The sequence below is a fragment of the Streptomyces sp. NPDC001532 genome (assembly GCF_040298625.1).
Taxonomy (GTDB): Bacteria; Actinomycetota; Actinomycetes; order Streptomycetales; family Streptomycetaceae; genus Streptomyces.
The window spans coordinates 1-18,013 of the sequence record NZ_JBEPAL010000067.1 but is presented as its reverse complement, the minus strand read 5'-3'; the positions used below and the strand labels follow the sequence as shown (position 1 = coordinate 18,013).

At 73.3% G+C, this 18,013-nt stretch carries 14 protein-coding genes; 11 read left to right on the top strand and 3 right to left on the bottom strand.

Annotated features, from left to right (window positions below; translation table 11 throughout):
- The first annotated feature begins 71 nt into the window (after positions 1–71).
- Together ABT232_RS36405 and ABT232_RS36400 are read left to right on the top strand one after the other, a co-directional pair.
- Positions 72–3,749 carry a glycosyltransferase gene (locus tag ABT232_RS36405; RefSeq protein ID WP_351848545.1) on the top strand — a complete coding sequence of 1,226 codons (3,678 nt, stop codon included), beginning with the start codon at positions 72–74 and terminating at the stop codon, positions 3,747–3,749.
- Positions 3,746–5,335 (top strand): DUF5719 family protein, encoded by a 1,590-nt coding sequence (locus ABT232_RS36400; RefSeq protein WP_351848542.1) that lies wholly within the window; start codon positions 3,746–3,748, stop codon positions 5,333–5,335. Before ABT232_RS36405 ends, ABT232_RS36400 begins: the two co-directional genes overlap by 4 nt.
- A gap of 97 nt (positions 5,336–5,432) precedes the next feature.
- Here ABT232_RS36400 and ABT232_RS36395 read toward each other — a convergent pair whose 3' ends face one another.
- Complete coding sequence (locus tag ABT232_RS36395; RefSeq protein ID WP_351848581.1) at positions 5,433–5,882, bottom strand: metallopeptidase family protein; 450 nt, start codon at positions 5,880–5,882, stop codon at positions 5,433–5,435.
- Between the two features lie 242 nt (positions 5,883–6,124).
- Here ABT232_RS36395 and ABT232_RS36390 point away from each other — a divergent pair, with 242 nt between their 5' ends.
- The 6 genes from ABT232_RS36390 to ABT232_RS36365 all read left to right on the top strand — a co-directional run bounded on the left by ABT232_RS36390 (position 6,125) and on the right by ABT232_RS36365 (position 12,234).
- On the top strand, positions 6,125–6,544 hold the full coding sequence (locus ABT232_RS36390; RefSeq protein WP_351848540.1) for a DUF3499 domain-containing protein: 420 nt from the start codon (positions 6,125–6,127) through the stop codon (positions 6,542–6,544).
- 253 nt (positions 6,545–6,797) lie between these two features.
- Complete coding sequence (locus ABT232_RS36385) at positions 6,798–8,162, top strand: phosphomannomutase/phosphoglucomutase (RefSeq protein WP_351848537.1); 1,365 nt, start codon at positions 6,798–6,800, stop codon at positions 8,160–8,162.
- Between the two features lie 314 nt (positions 8,163–8,476).
- Positions 8,477–8,647, top strand: a complete 171-nt coding sequence (locus ABT232_RS36380) for a Trm112 family protein (protein ID WP_007382472.1) — start codon at positions 8,477–8,479, stop codon at positions 8,645–8,647.
- A gap of 124 nt (positions 8,648–8,771) precedes the next feature.
- Complete coding sequence (locus tag ABT232_RS36375; protein ID WP_351848535.1) at positions 8,772–9,899, top strand: SIS domain-containing protein; 1,128 nt, start codon at positions 8,772–8,774, stop codon at positions 9,897–9,899.
- A gap of 76 nt (positions 9,900–9,975) precedes the next feature.
- A complete protein-coding gene (gene manA / locus ABT232_RS36370; RefSeq protein ID WP_351848532.1) occupies positions 9,976–11,127 on the top strand; it encodes a mannose-6-phosphate isomerase, class I in 1,152 nt (383 codons plus the stop codon).
- Between the two features lie 126 nt (positions 11,128–11,253).
- Positions 11,254–12,234: a cation diffusion facilitator family transporter gene (locus tag ABT232_RS36365; RefSeq protein WP_351848529.1), complete on the top strand. Its 981-nt coding sequence runs from the start codon at positions 11,254–11,256 to the stop codon at positions 12,232–12,234.
- A gap of 67 nt (positions 12,235–12,301) precedes the next feature.
- Here ABT232_RS36365 and lepB read toward each other — a convergent pair whose 3' ends face one another.
- On the bottom strand, positions 12,302–12,973 hold the full coding sequence (gene lepB, locus ABT232_RS36360) for a signal peptidase I (protein WP_351848526.1): 672 nt from the start codon (positions 12,971–12,973) through the stop codon (positions 12,302–12,304).
- A 369-nt stretch (positions 12,974–13,342) separates the two neighbouring features.
- Between lepB and ahcY the strand changes: the two genes are divergently transcribed.
- Complete coding sequence (ahcY, locus tag ABT232_RS36355) at positions 13,343–14,800, top strand: adenosylhomocysteinase (protein ID WP_351848523.1); 1,458 nt, start codon at positions 13,343–13,345, stop codon at positions 14,798–14,800.
- 146 nt (positions 14,801–14,946) lie between these two features.
- The gene (locus ABT232_RS36350) at positions 14,947–15,561 is read left to right on the top strand and encodes a hypothetical protein (protein ID WP_351848520.1); all 615 of its coding nucleotides are present in this window, start codon (positions 14,947–14,949) and stop codon (positions 15,559–15,561) included.
- A gap of 24 nt (positions 15,562–15,585) precedes the next feature.
- Here ABT232_RS36350 and ABT232_RS36345 read toward each other — a convergent pair whose 3' ends face one another.
- Complete coding sequence (locus tag ABT232_RS36345; protein ID WP_351848518.1) at positions 15,586–16,545, bottom strand: RDD family protein; 960 nt, start codon at positions 16,543–16,545, stop codon at positions 15,586–15,588.
- Between the two features lie 143 nt (positions 16,546–16,688).
- Between ABT232_RS36345 and ABT232_RS36340 the strand changes: the two genes are divergently transcribed.
- A complete protein-coding gene (locus ABT232_RS36340) occupies positions 16,689–17,696 on the top strand; it encodes a stage II sporulation protein M (protein ID WP_351848515.1) in 1,008 nt (335 codons plus the stop codon).
- The last annotated feature ends 317 nt before the right edge of the window (positions 17,697–18,013 follow it).

The window sequence follows — 18,013 nt, the reverse complement described above, 5'->3', positions numbered from 1 at the left end:
CCGAGACGCCCCGCTGCCCCCTCAGGGCACAGGCGTCCACCGCAGTCCACCGAACCGGGGCCCGTACCTCGATGTCCGTGCACAGCCACACGGCAGTCGGCCAAGACGCCACTGCCACCGCAGCGTTTGACCCGACCCGCGCGCCCGAGTTCCCGCGTCACGTGGTGACGGCGGTCCTCGTCGCGCACGACGGCGCCCGCTGGCTGCCCGACGCGCTCACCGGGCTGCTCGGCCAGGAGCGCCCGGTGCAGTTCGTCATGGCCGCCGACACCGGCAGCGCCGACGACTCCGCCCAGCTGGTCACCGACGCCCTCGGTGCCGACCGCGTGCTGCACCTGGCCCGGCGCACCGGCTTCGGCCAGGCCGTCGAGGAGGCCCACCGCACGGCCCCGTACCTCACCCCCGAGGAACTGCCGTACCTCAAGCGGCCCAGCGGCTGGGACCCCGTCACCCGCAGCTGGCGCGACGACGCCTACGACATGCCCGAGCTGCCGCACGGCGAACCCGTCCAGTGGCTGTGGCTGCTGCACGATGACTGCGCCCCCGAACCGGACGCCCTGGCCCAGCTGCTGCGGGTCGTGGACAACGAACTGGAGCTGGGCCGCGACGACGTGGCCGTCGTCGGCCCCAAGCTGCGCGGCTGGTACGACAAGCGGCAGCTGCTGGAGGTCGGCGTCTCCATCGCCAACTCCGGCCGCCGCTGGACCGGCCTGGACCGCCGCGAACAGGACCAGGGCCAGCACGACCACGTCCGGTCCGTGCTGTCCGTGTCCACCGCCGGCATGCTGGTCCGGCGCGACGTCTTCGAACAGCTCGGCGGCTTCGACCGCCGGCTGCCCCTGATGCGCGACGACGTCGACCTGTGCTGGCGCGCCCACGCCGCCGGCCACCGCGTCCTCGTCGCCCCCGAGGCGGTCGTACGACACGCCGAGGCCGCCTCCCGCGAGCGCCGCACCGTCGACTGCGCCGGCCGCACCACCGCCTCCCCGCACAAGGTCGACAAGGCCGGCGCCGTCTACACCCTGCTCGTCAACACCCGCACGGCCGCGCTGCCCTGGGTGCTGCTGCGGCTGGTCCTCGGCACCCTCCTGCGGACCCTCGCCTACCTCGTCGGCAAGGTGCCCGGCCAGGCCGTCGACGAGATCCGCGGTCTGCTGAGCGTGCTGCTGCGGCCCGAGCGGATCGTCGCGGGCCGCCGCCGGCGCGGCAAGCCGCAGGCCGACAAGGCCGAACTGCGCGCCCTGTTCCCGCCGCCCGGCGCGACCGTGCGGGCCACCGTCGAACAGGTCGCCGGCAACGTCGGCGGCCGCTCCGACTCCGAGACCGCCTCCGGCGCGGGCCGGCACGGCGGCGCCATCGAGTCCGGGCCCGGCGGCGACGACGCCGACTTCATGGAGATCGAGCAGTTCGCCCGCCTCAAGCGCATCGCCCGCAACCCCGCGCCGATGCTCTTCCTGGTGCTGCTGCTCGTCTCGCTGGCCGCCTGCCGCCAGCTCCTCGGCGGCGGCGCCCTCGCGGGCGGCGCGCTACTGCCCGCCCCGGCCGACTCCGGCGAGCTGTGGTCCCGGTACCTGGACGCCTGGCATCCGGTCGGCGCCGGCGGCACCCCCTCCGCACCGCCCTACCTCGCCTTCGTCGCGATGCTGGCGTCCGTGCTGTTCGGCTCCACCGGACTCGCCGTCACCGTCCTGCTCGTCTGCTCGGTGCCGCTGGCCGGGCTCACCGCCTACTTCGCCTCCCGGCCGCTCGTCGAGTCCCGGCTGCTGCGCGCCTGGGCGGCCGTCGCCTACGCCTTCCTGCCCGCCACCGCGGGCGCCCTCGCCGGCGGCCGCATCGGCACCGCCGTCCTCGCCGTGCTGCTGCCGCTGCTCGCCCGCGCGGGCATCGCCGCCGCCGGCCTCACGGCCGGCTCCGGCGCCCGCGGCAGCTGGCGCGCCACCTGGGCGTACGCGCTGCTGCTGACGATCACCACCGCGTTCACACCGATCGTGTGGCCGGTGGCCCTGGTCCTCGGCATCGGCCTGCTGGCCGTCCGCCGCGGCGACATCACCGCCTACGGCCCGCGCTTCCTGGCCCAGCTCGGCACCCCCCTGCTGGTCCTCGCCCCCTGGTCGCTGTCCCTGCTGCCGTTCGGCTTCTTCCAGGAGGCCGGCCTGGAGTACGGCGCCTCCTCCGCCACCGCGCTCGACCTGCTCGGCGCCAGCCCCGGTGGGCCCGGCACGGTCAGCGGACTGATGCTGATCGGCATCGTGCTCGCCGCCCTCGCCGCCCTGCTGCGCTCCGAACGCCAGGCCGGCATCTGGACGGCCTGGACGGTCGCGCTGGTCGGCCTGGTCTTCGCGGTGCTGTCCAACGGCTCCGCCTGGGCCGGCCCCGCCACCCTCGTCTACGGCCTCGCCCTCCTCGCCGCCGCCGTCCTCGGCGCCGACGGAGCCCGCGCCCGCGTCGCCGAGCAGAGCTTCGGCTGGCGCCAGCCCGTCGCCGCGCTGATCGCCTTCGCCTCCGCCGCGGGCCCGCTGCTCGTCGCCGCCGGCTGGATGATCGGCGGCGCCGACGGGCCGCTGGAGCGCCGCGACCCGGTGCAGGTGCCCGCCTTCGTCGCCGAGGAGAGCGGCACCCGCGACCAGGCCCGCACCCTCGTCCTCGACAGCGACTCCACCGCCCATGTCGGCTACACCCTGGTCCGCGGCTCCGGCGCCCGCCTCGGCGACGCCGAACTGGCCGCCGCGCAGGGACAGAACGACCGGCTCGGCAAGGTCGTCGCCAACCTCGTCGCCGGCTCCGGCGCCGACCAGGCCGACCAGCTCGGCGCCTTCGCCGTGCGGTACGTGCTGGTCCTCAAGGGCGCGCCCCGCGAGGTCAGCCGGGTCCTGGACACCACACCCGGCCTGATGCGGCTCAGCCAGCGGGACGGCAGCGCGCTGTGGCGCGTCGACCGCGAGGTCTCCCGCGCGGCGATCGTCGCGGCCTCCGGCTCCGGCGACCCGCGGCCCGTCGCGGCCGGACCGGTCGAGATCCACACCGAGGTGCCGCAGGGCACCGAGGGCCGCGTGCTGCGCCTCGCCGACGCCGCCGACGAGGGCTGGACCGCCACCCTCGACGGCAAGCCGCTCACCCGCACCACGGTCGACGGCTGGGCCCAGGGCTTCGAACTGCCCTCCTCCGGCGGCCGCCTGGACGTCACCTACGACGACCCGGTCACCCACACCGCGTGGCTGTGGGCCCAGGGCGCCCTCGCCGTCGTCCTCGTCGTCCTCGCCCTGCCCGGCCGCCGCCGCGACATCGACGACGACCTGCCCGAGGAAGCCCCCGTCCCGGCGCAGGCCACCGAGGGCGAGGGCCGCCGGGCGCGCCGGCTGCGTGCCCAGGCCGAGGCGGAGGCCGAGGCCGCCGGCACCGGAACCGTCCCGGCGCCGCCGGAGGACACCCCGGTGCCGGTACCGCAGCAGCAGTCCTACGGCGACTGGGAGCCGGCGACCCCCGCGGCCGCCGAGTACGAGTCCTACGGCGCCGACCAGTACCAGGGCGCCGGCCATCAGTACGGCGGCGAGTACGGGCAGGGCTACCAGGCGGACCCGTACCAGGGCGGCCAGTACGACCCGTACGCCTACGGCGGCCCGGCGGCCCAGCCGGGGACGTACGAGCAGACGTACGACCAGACGACGTACCAGGCGGGCTACGAGGCGCCGTACGACCCGGCGCAGCAGCAGCCGCACGGCAGTGAGCGTTCCGACGGGAGCCAGCAGTGAACCGCACGACCCTGTCCCTGATCGCCGGGGCGACCGCGCTCGCCGCCGTCACCGGGATCGCCTCGCTCACCGCCCCCGACGCGTCCGGCGCCGACCCCGCGAAGACCGCCGCTCAACTGCCCGTCGAGCGCACCAGCCTGGCGTGCCCGGCGCCCAGCTCCTCCGACCTTGCCGAGACGTCGTACGCCTCCTTCACACCCGTCACCCAGGGCACGGGCAGCGACGGGAAGGCCGAACTGCGCGCCGCGCTGCGCGAGTCGACGGAGGACGGCAAGAGCGGCTCGGACCAGGCGGACGAGGACACGGCGACCGAGGACAAGGCGACCGAGGACGAGGCGACGGAGGACGCGGCAGGAGAGGACAAGGCCGCCGAGGACAAGGCGGTCGCGGCCGGGAAGGCCGTCCTCAAGCCCGCCGAGCCCGGCAGACCGGCCGCGGGAGAAGCCTCCGGCGCCGAGTCGCCCGCGCTGATCGGCACCGCCGAGGGCCGGTACGCGCCGGGCTGGACCATGCAGCAGACCACCGAGGTCACCGCCGGGACCGGCCGAGGCCTCCAGGGTGTCAACTGCGCCACCCCGGACACCGAGTTCTGGTTCCCGGGCGCCGGCACGGGGGAGGGGCGCACGGACTATCTGCACCTGACCAACCCCGACGACTCCGCCGCCGTCGTCGACATAGAGCTGTACGGCAAGGAGGGCCTGCTGGAGTCCACGGCGGGCGAGGGCATGACCGTCGCCCCGCACTCCACCGACCCGATCCTGCTGTCCACGCTGACCGCCGAGAAGCAGACCAACCTCACCGTGCACGTCACCGTGCGCAGCGGACGGGTCGGAGCGGCCGTGCAGGCCCTCGACGCCGAACTCGGCGGCGACTGGCTCACGGCGTCCACGGACCCGGCCGGGAGCCTGGTGCTGCCGGGCATCCCCAAGGACGCCACCGCCGTGCGGCTGGTGGTGTTCTCACCCGGCGACGCGGACGCCGACCTGAAGGTGCGGCTCGCCTCCCCGACCGGCCTGATCACCCCGGCCGGCAGCGAGACCCTGCACGTCAAGGCAGGCATGACGACCGCGGTCGACCTCGGCGAGATCACCCGCGGCGAGGCCGGCTCCCTGGTGCTCACGCCCACCGGCCAGGAGGTGCCGGTGGTGGCGGCCGTGCGCGTGCTGCGCGGCAAGGGCGCCGCACAGGAGACGGCGTTCATCCCGGCGACCGGCGCGGTCGGCACACGCGCGAGCGCGGTGGGCAACGGCGCGAAGGGGACGACGCTGTCCCTGACCGCGCCCGGCGAGACCGCGAAGGTCAAGGTCACCGCGTCGGCGGGAAGCGAGGGCGGCACGGCCGCCACCCAGACGTACACGATCAAGTCCGGTACGACACAGGACGTCGAGGTACCGGTGCCGAGCGGCCTGAAGGGCAGCTACGCCCTGACGGTGGAACCCGTCTCCGGCGGCCCGGTGTACGCCGCCCGCACCCTCTCGGTGAACCAGGACGGCGTCCCGGCGTTCACCGTCCAGACGCTCCCGGACGACCGGGGCACGGTGGCGGTGCCGGAGGCGGAGCAGGACCTGTCGGTGCTGCAGAAGTAGCGCAGCGGCGCTGCAGAAGTAGCGCACGGCGGGCCGAAGCCGGGGGCTAAAGGCTGAGGGCTGAGGGCTGAGGGTCGGGGCGAGGGGCCCGCGGCGCTCAGTCCTCGCCGTACCGCGGATCCACGGTCTCCGGCGTGAGCCCCAGCAGCTCGGCGACCTGCTCCACGACGATCTCGTGCACCAGCGCCGCCCGCTCGTCCCGCCCCTTGGTGCGGATCTCGACCGGCCGCCGGTAGACGACGACCCGCGCGGGCCGACCCTCCCGCGCCGGGACCGTCCCGCCGAGCGGCACCGCCTCGTCGTTCCAGACCAGCCCCGGACCGTCCAGCCGCGGCACCTCGAGGACCAGGAAATCGATGTCGGCGAGCTGCGGCCACCGTCGTTCCAGGCGCTCCACGGAGTCCTGCACCAGGTCCGCGAAGACATCGGCACGGCTCGCGGCGAGCGGAACCTGCGGCGGCGCGATCGGGCCGCGCATGCCCCGGCCGTGCCGGTCACGACGGCGGGGCCCGGGGCCGGCGGCTCGGGGCGGTACTCGGTTGTCCATCACTGGTGAAGGGTAGTCCTCAGGGGTGCCCTGTCGCCGGATGACCATTCCGGCCAAGGTTGGGCTCGATTCCGTATCTCTCCGAGACCGACGATCACGAGACAAATGACGGCGTTTGTACCGACTGGTGACCGGGTCCGTCGCCGTCCGAGCGTCCGAGTGTGAAGGTCCCCGCAGGTCAGCGGGGTGTGCCGGAAGCGCCGTGTGGGGCGTTTCACAACACGACACGGTGGGGTGACCTGGTGCAGAGTCGTCGCGGCCCGCTCAAGAGTGCGGTACCGTCCAACGTCGTGAGCCCTGTACGTCGCTGTTCGCGCACCGCCTGCGGCCGACCCGCCGTCGCGACGCTGACGTACGTCTACGCCGACTCGACCGCGGTCCTCGGCCCGCTCGCCACCTACGCCGAACCCCACTGCTACGACCTGTGCGCCGAGCACTCCGAGCGCCTGACCGCCCCGCGCGGCTGGGAAGTCGTCCGGCTGCTCGACGGCTCGGCTCCGGCCCGCCCGAGCGGCGACGACCTGGAAGCCCTCGCCAACGCGGTGCGCGAGGCCGCCCGCCCGCAGGAGCGCGCGGCGCAGGCCGGCGGCGGCCGGGCGGCGGACCCGATGGAGGTCGCGCGCCGCGGCCATCTGCGGGTCCTGCGATCGCCCGACAACTGAACCGCCCGCTCGCCTCGCCGCCCGCCAACTGAGCCGGTCCGCGCGGCTCTTCACATCCTCCGCCGACCCGAGCGGCCTTGCTGCGGACCCTGGCGGACCGTCAGACACCCTTCCTGGCTTTCCGTACCCCTTTCACCGCCGCCCGGTTCGCCCTCCCGGACCCCGCTGGTGCCCGCTCGTCGGACCGCACAGCGGAAAGTGAGGGTAGACGGGTAGTTTGTGGTGACCTACAGGACTTCCAGGAGGGTTGGCCGTGGCTGCTGATCTGTCACAGCTCGTGAAGGCGTACGACGTCCGCGGGGTGGTCCCGGACCAGTGGGACGAGTCACTGGCCGAGCTCTTCGGAGCAGCCTTCGTGCGGGTGACGGGCGCGAGCGCGATCGTGATCGGACATGACATGCGTCCCTCGTCGCCCGGCCTGTCCCGCGCCTTCGCGCGCGGCGCCGCGGCCCAGGGCGTCGACGTCACCGAGATCGGCCTGTGCTCCACCGACCAGCTGTACTACGCCTCGGGCGCACTGAATCTGCCCGGCGCGATGTTCACGGCCTCGCACAACCCGGCCCAGTACAACGGCATCAAGATGTGCCGCGCGGGCGCGGCCCCGGTCGGCCAGGACACCGGCCTCGCCGACATCCGCGAACTCGTCGAGCGCTGGAGCGAGTCGGGCGCCCCCGAGCCGGCCGCCACCACGGGCGCCATCTCCCAGCGCGAGACCCTCGACGACTACGCGGCCCACCTCCGCTCCCTCGTCGACCTGACCTCCATCCGCCCGCTCAAGGTCGTCGTCGACGCGGGCAACGGCATGGGCGGCCACACGGTCCCGACGGTCTTCTCCGGCCTGCCCCTCAGCCTCGTACCGATGTACTTCGAGCTGGACGGCACCTTCCCGAACCACGAGGCCAACCCGCTGGACCCGGCCAACATCGTCGACCTCCAGCAGCGGGTCCGCGAGGAGGGCGCCGACCTCGGCATCGCCTTCGACGGCGACGCCGACCGCTGCTTCGTGGTCGACGAGAACGGCGACCCGGTCTCGCCGTCCGCGATCACCGCCCTGGTCGCCTCCCGCGAGCTCGCCAGGAACGGCGGCACGGGCACGGTCATCCACAACCTGATCACCTCCTGGTCGGTCCCGGAGGTCGTCAGGGAGAACGGCGGCACCCCGGTCCGCACCCGCGTCGGCCACTCCTTCATCAAGGCCGAGATGGCGAGGACCGGCGCGATCTTCGGCGGCGAGCACTCCGCGCACTACTACTTCCGCGACTTCTGGAACGCCGACACCGGCATGCTGGCCGCGCTGCACGTCCTGGCGGCCCTCGGCGGCCAGGAGGGCCCGCTGTCCGGCCTGGTCGCCCAGTACGACCGCTACGCCGGCTCGGGCGAGATCAACTCCACCGTCGACGACCAGGCGGGCCGCCTCGCCGCGCTGAAGACGGCGTACGAGTCCCAGGAGGGCGTCACCCTCGACGAGCTCGACGGCCTCACCGTCACCGCCGAGGACTGGTGGTTCAACGTCCGCCCCTCCAACACTGAACCGCTGCTCCGCCTGAACGCGGAGGCCCGGGACGAGGCCACCATGGCCAAGATCCGCGACGAGGCGCTGTCGATCATCCGCGGCTGAGCCGTGGCCCGGCCCGTCGCCCGGCGAGGCGACGGGCCGGCCGGGACGGGCGCGCGGAGGACTCCTCGGACGCGGCTGAACCCGCGCGGTCAGCCCCGCCCCCGCCCCGGCCGCCCCGCCCGTCCGCATCGTCCCGCTCGGCCCGCCCCGCCCGCACCGTCCCGCCGTGTCCGGTGGCGCCTGGTGCCCAACCCCGCCACACCACCCCCCACGGCGGTACGCTGACCAGGCACATCCGCACACGCGCCATACCGGCCGCACCGCCGGGTACCAGGCCTTCACCCCGCGAAGCACCCACCCCGAAGGGAACCCCCATGCCGCTCGAAGCCGGCCTCCTGGAGATCCTCGCCTGCCCGGCCTGCCACGCTCCCCTCAAGGAGCAGGACACCGAGCTGATCTGCACCGGCCAGGACTGCGGCCTGGCGTACCCCGTCCGCGACGGCATCCCCGTCCTCCTCGTCGACGAGGCCCGCCGCCCGGCGTGACACCCGGGCGCCCGCCCCGGCGCCCCCTCGGCGACCCGGCCCCCGGCCGGCGCCGCGCACAACAGCAGAGCAACCGCATACAGGCGACCCGCACAACCACCCGGCGTTCGGAGGCTGCCCGCCCATGCTCGACGAATCGCTGCTCGACAATCCCGAGGCACTGGCCGAGGCCGACCACCGCGGCCTGCTGCGCGGCGCCGCCGAGGCGGGCGCCCGCGTCCGCACCGCGGTCCGGCACGCCGCGGAGGCCGGCATCGGCGAACTGAAGCCCGACGGACGCCCCCGAGCGGTCCTCATCGCGGGCCCGGGCGCCGCCGCCACCCACACCGCCGATCTCCTCGGCACGCTCGCCGGACCCGGCAGCCCGGTGACCCGGCTCGCCCCGACCGGCGTGGCCCCGGCGGCCGGCGCACTGCGCTGGGAGCTGCCCGGCTGGGCCGGCTCGGTCGACCTGCTGCTGATCGCCACCCCGGACGGCACCGAACCCGGCCTCTCGCTGCTCGCCGAGCAGGCCTACCGCCGCGGCTGCACGGTCGCCGCCGTGGCCCCGGCCGGCACCCCGATCGCCGACGCCGTCGCCGGCGCCCACGGCCTCTTCGTACCGATGGCCACCACCCACTACGAGGAGGACGAGCCCCTCGCCGCCTCCGCCCCCGGCGTCCTGTGGGCCCTGCTGACGCCACTCATCGCGCTCCTGGACCGCGTCGGCCTGCTCGGCGCCCCGGCCGACTCCCTGGAGAAGGTCGCCGACCGCCTCGACCTCGTCGCGGAGCGCTGCGGCCCGGCCATCGCCGCGTACAGCAACCCCGCCAAGACCCTCGCCGCCGAGCTGGCCGACGCCCTCCCGGTGATCTGGACCGAGGGCACCTCCGCCGGTCCGGCCGGCCGCCGCTTCGCCGCCGCGCTCGCCGAGCTGTCCGGCCGCCCCGCGCTCGTCGCCGAACTGCCGGAGGCGCTCGCCGCGCACAGCGCCCTCCTCGCCGGCCCGCTGGCCGCCAGCGCCGACCCCGACGACTTCTTCCGCGACCGCGTGGAGGAGCCGCCCGCGCTGCACGCGCGCGTGGTCCTGCTCCGGGACCGCCCGATCGGCGGCCTCACCGCCGCCCCCGCCGCCCGTGACCTGGCCCTGAGCCACGACACGCCGATCAGCGAGCTGGAGCCGGAGGCCGGCGGCGAAGTGGAGTCCCTGGCGGAACTGATCGCCATCACGGATTTCGCCGCCGTTTACCTGGCGCTCGCCTCGAGGGCCTGACCTTGCCCAGGAGAACGCGACGGGCGTAGGCACCGCCGCCGCACGCACAGAACCCGGCAGAAGGAACCACAGCCCGATGGATCCCCTCGACAACACCGTCCGCCCCTACGCCTGGGGCTCGACCACCGCGATCCCACAGCTGCTCGGCGTCGAACCGACCGGTGAACCCCAGGCGGAGATGTGGATGGGCGCCCACCCCGGCGCCCCCTCGCGCACCCCGCGCGGCACGCTGGTCGAGGTCGTCGCCGCCGACCCGGAGCGGGAGCTGGGACGGCCCGCCGTCGACAAGTTCGGCCCCCGGCTGCCCTTCCTGCTCAAGCTCCTCGCCGCCGGCGCGCCCCTCTCCCTCCAGGTGCACCCCGACCTCGCCCAGGCGAAGGAGGGCTACGAGGACGAGGAGCGCCGCGGCGTCCCGATCGACGCCCCGCACCGCAACTACAAGGACGCCAACCACAAGCCCGAACTGATCTGCGCGCTCACCGAGTTCGACGGCCTGTGCGGTTTCCGTGACCCGGCGCGGACCGCCGACCTCCTGGCCGGACTGGGCGTCGACTCCCTCAAGCCGTACGTCGACCTGCTGCACGCCCACCCCGAGGAGGCGGCGCTGCGCGAGGTGCTGACCGCCGTTCTCACCGCCGACCGCGAGGAGATGGCCCGCACGGTCGCCGAGGCCACCGCCGCCTGCACCCGCCTCGGCGGCGCCTACGCGCCCTACGCCGACATCGCCCACCACTACCCGGGCGACCCGGGCGTCATCGCCGCGATGCTGCTGAACCATGTCCGACTCCAGCCCGGCGAGGCCCTGTTCCTCGGCGCCGGCATCCCGCACGCGTATCTGAGCGGCCTCGGCGTCGAGATCATGGCCAACTCCGACAACGTGCTGCGCTGCGGCCTCACCCCCAAGCACGTCGACGTCCCCGAACTCCTGCGCGTGGTCCGCTTCCAGCCCAACGACCCGGGTGTGCTCCGCCCGGAGGCCTCCCCCGACGGCGAGGAGGTCTACGAGACCCCGATCGACGAGTTCCGGCTCTCCCGGTTCACGCTCCCGCCGGGCGGCGCGAGCCACGACCTCACCCGCCCGACCCCGCAGATCCTGCTCTGCACGGCCGGCGTCGTACGCGCCGGGGAGCACGAACTGCGCCCCGGGCGGTCCGTCTTCGTCCCGGCCGGCGAAAAGGCCGAAGTGTCCGGCTCCGGAACGGTTTTCCGGGCGACGGTCGTCGCCTGATCGGACGACAAAGGCCGCGTGAGGGCGGCCTGGTACGGCGCCCGCCCGGGTACTGCAACAATGGCCCACCGTCAAGGACGGGCAAAGCCCGGCAGCGGCGTACGCACGAAGGGACAACGCGAACACATGAGCGCGTCAGGCGGCACCAAGGCGATCGTGGCGGCACTCGCCGCCAACCTCGCGATCGCGGTATCGAAGTTTGTGGCGTTCCTCTTCAGCGGCTCGTCCTCGATGCTCGCCGAGTCCGTGCACTCCCTCGCCGACTCCGGCAACCAGGGCCTGCTCCTCCTCGGCGGCAAGCGGGCCCAGCGCGAGGCCACCCCGCAGCACCCGTTCGGCTACGGCCGCGAGCGCTACGTCTACGCCTTCCTCGTCTCGATCGTCCTCTTCTCCGTCGGCGGCATGTTCGCCATCTACGAGGGCTACGAGAAGATCAAGCACCCGCACGAGATCGAGCACTGGTACTGGCCGGTCGGCGTCCTGGTCTTCGCGATCATCGCGGAGTCGTTCTCCTTCCGCACCGCCATCAAGGAGTCCAACGCCCTGCGCGGACGCAAGTCCTGGAAGGAGTTCGTCCGCCACGCCAAGGCCCCCGAGCTGCCGGTCGTGCTGCTGGAGGACCTCGGCGCGCTCGTCGGCCTGATCCTCGCCCTCGGCGGCGTCGGCCTGGCCCTGCTCACCGGCGACGGCCTGTGGGACGGCATCGGCACCCTCTGCATCGGCGTGCTGCTCATCGCGATCGCCCTCGTCCTGGCCGCCGAGACCAAGTCGCTGCTGCTCGGCGAGTCGGCGGGCACCGAGGAGACCCGCAGGATCGAGGCCGCCCTCGTCGACGGCGCCGTCGTCACCCGCATCATCCACATGCGCACGCTGCACCTCGGCCCCGAGGAGCTGCTGGTCGCCGCCAAGATCGCGGTCCGGCACGACGACACGGCCGCCGAGATCGCCTCGGCCATCGACGCCGCCGAGGCCCGCATCCGCGAAGCCGTCCCGATCGCCCGCGTCATCTACCTCGAGCCCGACATCTTCAGCGAGACCGAGGCCGCCAAGGGCCCCGACCCGGAGGCCACCCCGGGTGGCCCGACGCCCCACGACGCCGGCCACTGAACCCCCTGATCCGATACGACGACGGGGCCCCGCTTCCAGCAGCGGGGCCCCGTCGTCGTACCGGTGCTCAGAACTGGTCCGGCCACAGCTGCGTGATCATCGACGGCCGCCGCCGCACGTTCCGCGCCGCGACCGCGAGCACGACCGCCCCGGCCAGCAGCAGCACCCCGAGCAGCAGGGCGAGCGCCAGCAGCACCGGCGCCACATAGTCGTCGGTCACCCGGCCCACGACCGCCTCGGCCGGAACCGTGCCGCCGTGGTCGTCGGCGAAGGACCGCGAGTCCCGCGCGTTGAACCGGTGGTCCCCGAGCACGAACAGCCGCCCCTGCGGCACCCGCACGTCGTACGGCCGGTGCAGCCCGTCCGCGACACCGTCCCGCAGATACGTCTCGGCGAGCGGCGTCCCGTTGCGCACCAGCCGCTCGTTCGCGCCACCCGCCCCGGCGCAGCACACCACCCGGTCACCGCCCACGCCGATCACCCGCTGGATCACCTGCGACCCGTACGGGTAGCGGTCCGGCGCCGCGTACAGCACCACATCGCCCCGCCGCACCTCGTCCGCGTCGATCCGCTCGACGACGACGGACTCGCCGACGCCGTAGGTGGGCGTCATGCTGTCGCCCCGCACGCCGACCAGCTTGTAGCCCTGATGCAGGAAGACCAGCGACGTGACCATCAGCGCCACGCCCACGACCCCGACCAGCCAGGCCACCACCCTCATCAGACGTATCCCGTCCACCCCGCGACTCCCTCCCCACGCGGAACATCCGCGGCGCCGAGGCTAGCGACCACCCGCGGCCTGCCGCGCGGCTGCCTGTCGCCGAAGAGGCGGTGCGCCACCTCGTCGACGTCCTGTGATCGGCGCGACGTGTTCACCCGTGGACTGGGGGCACACGCGCCGACCGGTGTAGCTTGGGACGGAGCCAGACGTCGCTGCTGATGGCGGTCGGGCGGTCCCACCGCGGACCGACCGAGGGAGAGAGGGCCTCCGACGGACTGCGCTGCGCGTACGCGGGCATGCCTGTGTCCTCTTCCGGGCACCCCGGTGTCCGCCGCCGCGCAGACCAGCCGTACCCACCTCGACCCAACCTCCGAGGAGCAGCTCGTAATGACGACTGTCGACAACCGACAGGACTTCAAGGTCGCCGACCTCTCCCTGGCCGCCTTCGGCCGCAAGGAGATCACCCTCGCCGAGCACGAGATGCCGGGCCTGATGGCGATCCGCAAGGAATACGCCGAGGCCCAGCCGCTCAAGGGCGCCCGCGTCACCGGCTCCCTGCACATGACCGTGCAGACCGCGGTCCTCATCGAGACCCTGGTCGCGCTCGGCGCCCAGGTCCGCTGGGCCTCCTGCAACATCTTCTCCACCCAGGACCACGCGGCCGCCGCCATCGCCGTCGGCCCGAACGGCACGCCCGACAACCCGCAGGGCGTCCCGGTCTTCGCCTGGAAGGGCGAGACCCTGGAGGAGTACTGGTGGTGCACGGAGCAGGCGCTGACCTGGCCGAACACCCCCACCGGCGGCCCGAACATGATCCTGGACGACGGCGGCGACGCCACCCTCCTCGTCCACAAGGGCGTCGAGTACGAGAAGGACGGCAAGGTCCCCTCGCCCGACACCGCCGAGTCCGACGAGCACCGCGTCATCCTCGAACTGCTCACCCGCACGGTCGCCGAGACCCCGCAGAAGTGGACCCAGCTGGCGTCCGAGATCCGCGGCGTCACCGAGGAGACCACCACGGGCGTCCACCGCCTGTACGAGATGCACCGCGACGGCACCCTCCTGTTCCCGGCGATCAACGTGAACGACGCCGTCACCAAGTCGAAGTTCGACAACAAGTACGGCTGCCGCCACTCCCTGATCGACGGCATCAACCGCGCCACCGACACCCTGATCGGCGGCAAGACCGCGGTCGTCTGCGGCTACGGCGACGTGGGCAAGGGCTGCGCGGAGTCCCTGCGCGGCCAGGGCGCCCGAGTGATCATCACCGAGATCGACCCGATCTGCGCCCTCCAGGCGGCGATGGACGGCTACCAGGTCACGACCCTCGACGAGGTCGTCGACAAGGCCGACATCTTCGTCACCACGACGGGCAACAAGGACATCATCATGGCCTCGGACATGGCCAAGATGAAGCACCAGGCGATCGTCGGCAACATCGGTCACTTCGACAACGAGATCGACATGGCCGGCCTCGCCAAGATCCCCGGCATCGTCAAGGACGAGGTCAAGCCGCAGGTCCACACCTGGACCTTCCCCGACGGCAAGGTGATCATCGTCCTCTCCGAGGGCCGCCTGCTGAACCTGGGCAACGCCACCGGTCACCCGTCCTTCGTGATGTCCAACTCCTTCGCGGACCAGACCCTGGCCCAGATCGAGCTGTTCACCAAGCCGGACGAGTACCCGACCGACGTCTACGTGCTGCCCAAGCACCTCGACGAGAAGGTCGCCCGCCTCCACCTGGACGCGCTCGGCGTCAAGCTGACCACGCTCCGCCCCGAGCAGGCCGACTACATCGGCGTGAAGGTCGAGGGCCCGTACAAGTCGGACCACTACCGCTACTGAGTCACGGCCCCGCCCGCCGGCCGGCGCGCCGCACACCGCGCGCCGCCCGGCAGCAGGTCCCCCGAGGCAGGCCCCCGCACCCCCGTGCCGGGGGCCTGCCCCTTTGGCCGGACCACCCGACCAGCTCGTCGAACCCCAGGACCCCCATGCCCCGCGGCCGTTATTCGCTCCACGATCCGCACGATCACACCCCCCTCGCGGACGAGCACTTCCACTGCGCCCCCGGCCCGTCCGGCTGGCGCTACGTCTCCCAGCTGACGACCCCCGCCGGCGATCACCGCGGCTCGGTCGACCTGGCCCTCGACGACCTCGGCCGTCCCATCCGCCTGGAACTCCACGCGGCCGGCTGGCAGGTGCGCGGCGCCGCTCTCGACGGCGTCACCTGGGTCCGCACCGACCCCACCGGGGCGCACGCCACGGAAGGCAACGTCCCCGCCCACGCCTTCACCGGCACATCCCCCGCCTTCCTCATCGCCACCGCCCGTCTTCTGCGGCTCACCCCCTCCGGCTCGGCCACCCGCGTACGCCTGGTCGCCTTCACGGACCCGGTCCTCGCCCCCCGCACCGTCGACCAGTCCTGGGCCCTGGTGAAGAGAGAAACACACGGCACTGACAACGGCCCTCTGACCGTGGACGAATACCAGGTCACAGCCCTGGACACGGGCGAGCAGCATGCCGTGCACATCGCCGGCGACGTGGTGCTCGCGGCCCCCGGCATCGAGCTGGAGGACCTGGAGACCCCGCCGTCCGTGTTCGAGTGAGGCAGGCCGACGGCCGCCGCTGACTCACGCCGGCGGCACGAACCCGGTGGCCGGCGGGTCGTCCGACGCCCGCCCCGGCGACACCGGCCCGGTGCCCTCGCCCGGCGCCGAGGGCACCGCCCGCACCGGAGCCGCGATCTCAGCGGGGGGCGCGAACGGCGTGTGCGACGCGGCCGGCGGCCCGTAGGGCGTCCCGGACGCCGAGCCCACGGCCGGCCGCCCGGCCTCCGCGGCACTCTTCCGGTACGCCCGCCGCACCTCCCGCGCCTGCCGCTCCTGCAGCACGGCTGCCAGATAGGCGGCCGGAGGTATCCCCTGCGGCACCGGCGTCCCGGTCCGCGCCGCGACATCGGCGGCGAGACGTTCCGCCATGGCCCAGCCCACCTGCGGATCCAGCTGCCGCATCCGCGTCAGGTACTGGCGCACGGCCAGCCACAGCCCGTCCGGCACCGCCGACAGGTCGAGCCCCGAGAACCGCCCGGCCAGCCAGGGCGGAGGCGGCGGCACGAACCCCGCCCGCGCCGCGGGCACCCGCTCCCGTACGACGAGAGTCCCCCCGAAGACGTCCCCGAGCCGCCGCCCACGCGCCGACACCAGCGAGGCGATACAGGCGACCACGCCGAACGTCAGCAGAATCTCGATCACGCCGATCAGCCCGCGCACCAGCGCGTGCCGGAACCGGATCGGCCCGCCGTCGTCGCGCACCACCCGCAGCCCGCACGCCGCCTTCCCGAGCGAGCGGCCATGGCTCAGCGTCTCCACCGCGATCGGCCCGCCCACCAGCACCAGCACGAAGGCCGCCATGGACAGCGCCGTCCGCGCCGCGTCGTCCAGCGACGACGTGGTCAGCACCAGCACCACCGACACGCCGATGTAGACCACCACGGCCACGACCAGATCGAGCAGCACGGCCAGCGCCCTGCTGGGCAGCCTCGCGGGGCTGACTTCCAGCGCCACCGCCTCGCCCGTCACCAGCTCACTCACGCCCCGCCGTCCCTTCCCCTGACCTGCCCCGAGAACCGCCAGTCTGCCAAGCTGAGGCACATCGCGCCGCAGTACGACAAGCTGACATCCAGCGACGAGTCCCCGACGAGCAGCCGACGAGCAGCCGAGGAGCAGGCACACCGATGGACCTCGACGTCTTCGTGTCCACCCACCGCGCGGAGTGGGATCGCCTGGACGCCCTGCTCCGACGCCGGCGCAGACTCACCGGCACCGAGGTGGACGAGCTGGTCGTCCTCTACCAGCGCACCGCCACCCACCTGTCGCTGATCCGGTCGAGCGCCCCCGATCCCCAGCTGACCGGCCGGCTCAGTCAACTGGTGGCACGCGCGCGTGGAGCGGTGACAGGAACCCGCCGCGCCTCCTGGCGCGATGTCACCCGGTTCCTCACCCAGGGGTTCCCCGCAGCCGTCTACCGGTCACGTCACTGGTGGGTGCCCACCGCCCTGCTGTCCGCGCTCGTCGCGGCCCTGCTCGGCTGGTGGATCGGCACCACGCCCGAGGTCCAGGCCTCGATCGCGGCCCCGAGCGAACTGCGCGAGATGACCCGCCCCGGCGGCCAGTACGAGACCTACTACTCCAGCCACCCGGCGGCCTCCTTCGCCGCACAGGTCTGGACGAACAACGCCCAGGCCGCCGCCCTCTGCCTCGTGATGGGCGTCTTCCTGGGCCTGCCGGTGATCTGGATCCTCTTCCAGAACATGCTCAACCTCGGCATCGGCTTCGGTCTGATGTCCTCGGCCGGCCGGCTCGACACCTTCCTCGGCCTCGTCCTGCCGCACGGCCTGCTCGAACTGACCGCCGTCTTCGTCGCCGCCGGCACGGGCCTCCGCCTCGGCTGGACCCTCATCGACCCGGGCCCCCGTACCCGCCGCAGGGCTCTCGCCGAAGAGGGCCGTGCCGCCATCGGGATGGCGATCGGCCTCGCCCTCGTCCTCTTCATCGCCGGCGCCATCGAGGGCTTCGTGACCCCTTCAGGCCTGCCGACCTGGGCCCGCATCACCATCGGCGTCGTCGCTGAGCTGGCCTTTCTCGCCTACGTGTACGTCCTCGGGGGCCGCGCCGCCCGTGCGGGCGAAACGGGTGATGTCGAGGCATACGAGCGCAGCGCCAGCGTGCCGACCGCCGCCTGATGTGCGTACGAGCCCGCTGAGCTGCTACTGTCCTCTTCGCCCCGCAAGAGCTGTTGACACAGCGCGAGCGGGGAGGTAGATTCAAACAGTTGCCTGGACTGGACAGGGTCCGGTCGGTGACTTTGAGAACCTATCGCTTCTCGGAATATTGATTTCGACGAAGCCCCTCCCGATGAAATCGGAAACGGATGGCCGGTCAAACCGGCGCGGAAGTTCTGATAAAGTCGGAACCGCCGGAAAGGGAAACGCGGAAGCGGAAACGCAGAAGCGAGAACCTGGAAAGCACCGAGGAAATCGGATCGGAAAGATCTGATAGA